Here is a 4,023-nt window from a genome sequence, read left to right on the forward strand (position 1 = left end):
CGGCGGCGGCCGGTGGAACCGGGCGCCCGCCGGGAGGCGAGGCGGCGCGCGATGCGTCCGCGGACGCACCGCGCGGATCGCTATTATTGCTGGCCGCTCAGGGCCACGATGGTGGCCAGGCCGCCGAAAAACAGCACGATCACGATGATGCTGAGCACGGCGATGATCACCGAACCCCAGCCGAGGATCAGGCCGCCGATGGCCAGGCCGTTGCCGTCGTAGCGTTCGGGCTCGCGGCGGATCTGGCCGCGGGCCATGTGACCGGTGACGATGGCGCCGAGGCTGCCGATCAGCGGCAGCAGGGTCCAGCCGAGGATGCCGGCGATCAGGCTGATGATGGCCAGGACGTTGGTCTGGCGGACGGGGGTTTGCATGGAGGGACGTTCCTTCGCGATTGGATCGGGCCACAGGATACGACGGGCGCGGCGCGTCCGGCTCCCCGTCGGAGCGCGTCGAACGCGGCATCCGTAACGAAGCAAGCCGGGGCTGGTGCCGCGGCTTGCCTGCGCGTGGCTCATCGCGGCGTAGCTGCGCCGCAATCGATCAGTCCGGCGGAAAGCTCATCGCGCAACCGTTGGCCATGTCGAAAACCCTCATTTCTCCAGGCAGGGTTGAGTGTCGCCAGAGTTGTCGGTGCGGCAGGCGTAGTGGCGGGTCAGGCAATGGTCGCATTGCGGCGCGGCCACCGCGGTCAGCGCGGCGGCGAAGCCGATCACCCCGAAGGCCAGCATGCGCAGGCGGATGCTGCGGTTCCGTGTGTCCACCCGATCTCTCCCTCAGCGTCGCCGGTCCATCTGGCGAGCCATGCCAGGAGCAGTGGCGCGGCGGTTATCTCGAATCGGTCGCGGTCTGCGATCGAGTCGGTGCGGGAGGGGGGCGCTTGAGATCACAGGACCGCATGGTCGCCGCGGCGGGGCGCTTCAGTCGGCGTCGCCCGCAGCGTCGGGCTCGACCGTCACCTCGTCCGGCCTCAGGCAGAACTGCGCCGTCTGCTCGCCGAACCACAGATAACCATGAGCGTCGATGCGCAGCACCGGCAGCGAGCGGCCTTCGAAGCGGCGCAACAGCGCGACCTCGGATTCGGGCAGGTCGTGGATCAGCCAGTGGGGCAGGCTGGCAATGCGGACCCGCGTGCCGGCGTCGATCGGCCGGCCCGCGGCATCCGTCGCCGCCAGGGGAAACCCCGGCGGCAACGGGCCTTGCGTTCGATCGGAGAACGGCATCGCCGCTCGCGCTTACAGATCGAACTTGATGCCCTGCGCCAGCGGCAATGCGTCGGAGTAGTTGATCGTGTTGGTCTGGCGGCGCATGTAGGCGCGCCACGCGTCCGAACCCGACTCGCGGCCGCCGCCGGTTTCCTTCTCGCCGCCGAACGCGCCGCCGATTTCGGCGCCGGAGGTGCCGATGTTGACGTTGGCGATGCCGCAATCGGAGCCCGCGGCCGACAGGAAGGCTTCGGCGGCCTTGAGGTTGGCGGTGAAGATCGACGACGACAGGCCTTGCGGCACGTCGTTCTGCAGGGCGATGGCCTCTTCGAGCGTCTTGAACTTCATCACGTACAGGATCGGCGCGAAGGTCTCGGTCTGCACCACTTCGGCGTCGTTGCTCAGGCCGGTGATGATGGTCGGCAGGACGAAGTTGCCCTTGCGCTCGATCTGCGCGCCGCCGGTCTCGACCTTGCCGCCGCTGGCCTTGGCCTTCTCGACCGCGTCGAGGTAAGCCTGCACCGCATCGCGGCTGTTGAGCGGGCCCATCAGGTTGGCCGGATCGGTCGGGTCGCCGATCTTCTTCTCGACCTGCTTGAACGCGGCGACCAGCTTGGCCAGCACGTCGTCATGGATCGACTCGTGCACGAACAGGCGGCGGGTGGTGGTGCAGCGCTGGCCGGCGGTGCCGACCGCGCCGAACGCGATCGCCGGAATCGCGAGCTTCAGGTCGGCGCTGGCGTCGACGATGATGGCGTTGTTGCCGCCGAGTTCGAGCAGCGAGCGGCCCATGCGGCGCGCGACGCGCTCGCCGACCGCGCGGCCGACCTTGGTCGAACCGGTGAAGCTGACCAGTGCGATGCGCTTGTCGTCGACGAAGTTCGAGGCCAGCTCGGTGCCGGCGTCGTTGAACAGGAAGAAGATGTTCGGGAAGCCGGCCGCGCGCAGCGCTTCGTTGCAGATCTTCATCGAGGCGATCGCCGACAGCGGGGTCTTCGGCGAGGGCTTCCAGATGGTGATGTCGCCGCAGATCGCCGCGATGAACGAGTTCCAGGCCCACACCGCGACCGGGAAGTTGAACGCCGAGATCACCCCGACCAGGCCGAGCGGATGCCACTGCTCGTACATGCGGTGGCCCGGGCGCTCGGAATGCATGGTCAGGCCGTACAGCTGGCGCGACAGGCCGACGGCGAAATCGCCGATGTCGATCATCTCCTGCACTTCGCCGTCGCCTTCCGGCTTGGACTTGCCCATTTCCAGCGCGACCAGCGAACCCAGCGCATCCTTGTGCTTGCGCAGCGCATCGGCGCACAGGCGGATCGCTTCGCCGCGGCGCGGCGCCGGGGTGGTGCGCCATACCGCGAAGGCGGCCTGAGCGCGCTCAACGATGGTGTCGTAGTCGTTCTGCGAGGATGCCTGCACGCGCGCCAGCGCTTCGCCGTCGGTGGGGTTGATCGGCTCCAGCACGCCGGCGTCGGCGGTCGTCGACCATTCGCCATGACCGAGGTAGGTGCCGGACTCGTTGTCTTTGAGTCCCAGGGCGGCGAGAACGGGGTGGGTCATACCGAAAGCTCCAAGTGATGGTCGCGCCGTGGCGCGGCGAGACGGAAAGGAGGCGTCCTCGCGGACGCCGGCAGCGCGCATGAGCGGCGCTGCATGGTTGGCGACCCCGACACGATTCGAACGTGTGACCTTCCCCTTAGGAGGGGGATGCTCTATCCAGCTGAGCTACGGGGCCGTTGCGATTTCACGGTGTAGCCGGCTGCTCTACGACCGCGCTGCGCCTGAGTGCAGCGAGCCGGAGGATTGTACCCGGGGCGGCAGTGGCGCGGCCACGACCGCATCCGCCGGCGCCCGCGAGGCTCGCAGCCGGATTTGCCGGAGGCCCTGGTTTCGCGAGAGCCGGGTCATGAGCCGACCGATCGAGTCCGGCGCTGCGCCCGACTCGGCAAGCCCGCTGGGGCGGCGCGCCTTGGCCGCTCTTGTGAAGCTCGCGCGCGGATCGTCGGACCAGCGGTACTGAAAATTCGAGTCTTCTGGATTAATGTGTCGCCTGCCACAGTATTGAAGGCGCTAGGTTGTCCGGTTCGGGCTTCATTACGCGTTAACTGTTCCGACGAAGCGTCCCAGGGAGGGACGTTTGTGTTCCGAGTACCGGCTGAGGCCGGACGCTCGTCCGGCCTCGGGGTAGGCCGCGAGCGGTAAGGCTCAGAACGATCTTTGCAGGGGAGCACCGCGTTCGAGGCGCACAAGCCGTGCGCGCGGCCGCATGTGCGTGGGTTTCGCGCAGCCGCGATGCGGTTCGCCTAGGGGGCGAGATGATGGGTATGAAGACGTTGCGATTCCGAGCCGGCGCGAGTACGCGCCTGCGCCTCGATCCGGCCTTGCGCGCTGCGCGCGGGGCCATGACCCGTTTAGGCGGCCTGCTGTTGTTGGCGGGGCTCGGCATGACCGGCACGGCGCAGGCGCAGAGCTGCGGCGTCGGCGAAACGCCGGCGGCGTTCGGCTTCACCGGTGGCGAACAGACCATCACGGTGCCGGCCGGCGTGCATTCGCTGACCGTCTACCTCAGTGGCGCCCAGGGCGGCGCCGGTCGCAGCGGCGCCGGCACCATCGGCGGCAGCCCCAACTCGCCGGGCGGCACTGGCGGTCTCGGCGGACGAGTGCGCGGCACGCTCGCGGTCACCCCGGGCACGGCGCTGTCGATCTGGGTCGGCGGGCAAGGCTCGCAAGCGGTCAATCCCGGCGGTGTCGGCCAGGGCGTCGACGGCATCGGCGGCGGCGCCACCGATCTGCGGGTCGGCGGCAACGGCATCGG

At 68.9% G+C, this 4,023-nt stretch carries 4 protein-coding genes, 1 tRNA gene and 1 pseudogene; 1 reads left to right on the plus strand and 5 read right to left on the minus strand.

The window, feature by feature from the left end:
• Window positions 1-83 precede the first annotated feature (83 nt).
• The 5 genes from ACSAMQ_RS20135 to ACSAMQ_RS20155 form a co-directional block, all read right to left on the minus strand.
• The gene (locus ACSAMQ_RS20135) at window positions 84-374 is read right to left on the minus strand and encodes a DUF4190 domain-containing protein (RefSeq protein WP_435397363.1); all 291 of its coding nucleotides are present in this window, start codon (window positions 372-374) and stop codon (window positions 84-86) included.
• A gap of 219 nt (window positions 375-593) precedes the next feature.
• Window positions 594-764, minus strand: coding sequence for a hypothetical protein (locus ACSAMQ_RS20140; protein WP_435397364.1), 171 nt, complete (start codon window positions 762-764; stop codon window positions 594-596).
• A 156-nt stretch (window positions 765-920) separates the two neighbouring features.
• A complete protein-coding gene (locus tag ACSAMQ_RS20145; protein ID WP_435397365.1) occupies window positions 921-1,223 on the minus strand; it encodes a hypothetical protein in 303 nt (100 codons plus the stop codon).
• Window positions 1,224-1,235: 12 nt separating this feature from the next.
• The gene (amaB, locus tag ACSAMQ_RS20150) at window positions 1,236-2,768 is read right to left on the minus strand and encodes an L-piperidine-6-carboxylate dehydrogenase (RefSeq protein ID WP_435397366.1); all 1,533 of its coding nucleotides are present in this window, start codon (window positions 2,766-2,768) and stop codon (window positions 1,236-1,238) included.
• A gap of 98 nt (window positions 2,769-2,866) precedes the next feature.
• A tRNA-Arg gene (locus ACSAMQ_RS20155) sits at window positions 2,867-2,943 on the minus strand.
• Between the two features lie 667 nt (window positions 2,944-3,610).
• Here ACSAMQ_RS20155 and ACSAMQ_RS20160 point away from each other — a divergent pair.
• Window positions 3,611-4,023, plus strand: a pseudogene (locus ACSAMQ_RS20160) (hypothetical protein); the annotation flags it as partial.

Source organism: Lysobacter sp. 1R34A (assembly GCF_051217035.1).
Taxonomy (GTDB): Bacteria; Pseudomonadota; Gammaproteobacteria; order Xanthomonadales; family Xanthomonadaceae; genus Lysobacter.

Bases quoted from the DNA above. Each gene is read 5' to 3' on its own strand.
- ACSAMQ_RS20135 (WP_435397363.1), bottom strand. From the start codon at position 374: ATGCAAACCCCCGTCCGCCAGACCAACGTCCTGGCCATCATCAGCCTG.
- amaB (WP_435397366.1), bottom strand. From the start codon at position 2,768: ATGACCCACCCCGTTCTCGCCGCCCTGGGACTCAAAGACAACGAGTCC.
- ACSAMQ_RS20145 (WP_435397365.1), bottom strand. From the start codon at position 1,223: ATGCCGTTCTCCGATCGAACGCAAGGCCCGTTGCCGCCGGGGTTTCCC.